Below are 1,274 nucleotides of genomic sequence, written 5' to 3' on the forward strand. Positions count from 1 at the left end.
TGATGGGCTAGCGGGCCTTTCACTGTCTACTCGCTACGTAAGGTCCACCAGCGAATATTCAATTCAGGTTCTAGCTTGACCAGAGCTTCTGAGGTCACACCATGAATATCAAACACAACATGAACACCAGAGCCAAGAGCATCATTCTGAATCTTGATAGATCTAACCTTTTCCGAAGATAGCGTTACCACTTCCCTCCTACTACATCGCAATACAGCCTGAAATGAATCAGCAACAGCGCTAAATGAAATATCAACTTCCAGCTCCTCGGCTGGGGCCATTTTGACATAGCGGCAATAAGCCATACTGGGATCTTCTTCGAGGGGCTCCAAACCAAAATTCTCTAAGAAGTCATTAGTACTCGGAAAATTCATATCAACATCCTCAGTGAAATGGGATCACAGTACTTCGACGACGCGTCCCGTCTTCAAGAATTTGGAACGTACTCTCAAACTTTGCCGCCTGACCTGAGCTCCCCATGAACAGCGACTCCCTCACTTCAAAATTCCCATACTGATTCGAGAATGTTCGCGCGATGTTTCCTTCAGTGTTAACCGCAGCTTGTAAGTGTTCAGTCAACATTTTCCGACCTGCTACTGTGTCAGGAACGCCAAGCCTTTTCATTTCGAGAGCCAACTGATTTGAACGTGCCGCATTATGTGCACTGCTTGCAACCCGCCCGAATAGGTAATCAAATTTACCGAGAGCAACTTCCATTTCCTTTGGAACATTAGCACCCGACCCAACCTTACCTCCCGCAACCACATTTGGCGACGGTTTGGCCGCCTTGATTAACTTACCCGCTGACGATGGCAGCTTGGCAATCAGCTGCGCCCCGCCCTTGACCGCTGTCAACACACCGACAAGCTCCGCCGCGAAGCGCCCTCCCTCGACACCAGCCGTAATCGAGCCATCCCAGCCGGCGGTTTCGTAAGCTTCGGCCAGACGGTCGGCACGTACTTGCAGGTCGTTCAGGTAGTTTTCCCCGAACTGTTGGCGGAACTCGGGCGAAGTGGCCAGCTGTTTCAGGCCGTCCATGACCTCGGGGAAGTCGGTGACCAGGGCATAGACGCCTTCCGCCGCTTCCTTGGCGGAAAGCGCGATGCCACCCGCCGAGCCGATAAGCAGCCCTGCCTCTTGCTGGGCATCCACCATAGCCCAATTGGCCCGCGTTCCCACTTTGCACAGCAGGTCATCCTTACAAGCCGCGAGTTCCTCGTCCTTCTTGGCCTCCTGCCAATGGCTCAAGTAGTTATACGCCGTCGCGGTGCCTG

The 1,274-nt window shown here is 52.8% G+C and carries 2 protein-coding genes; both read right to left on the reverse strand.

The features are described 5' to 3' along the window. Nucleotides 1-26: 26 nt before the first annotated feature. Nucleotides 27-374, reverse strand: coding sequence for a hypothetical protein (locus BTW07_RS18805; protein ID WP_075571355.1), 348 nt, complete (start codon nt 372-374; stop codon nt 27-29). A gap of 10 nt (nt 375-384) precedes the next feature. Further along, a partial coding sequence (locus tag BTW07_RS20095; protein ID WP_208605446.1) for a hypothetical protein occupies nt 385-1,274 on the reverse strand: 890 nt, incomplete at its 5' end.

Origin of the sequence: Salinicola socius, from assembly GCF_001937195.1 — a bacterium.
Lineage (GTDB): Bacteria > Pseudomonadota > Gammaproteobacteria > Pseudomonadales > Halomonadaceae > Salinicola > Salinicola socius.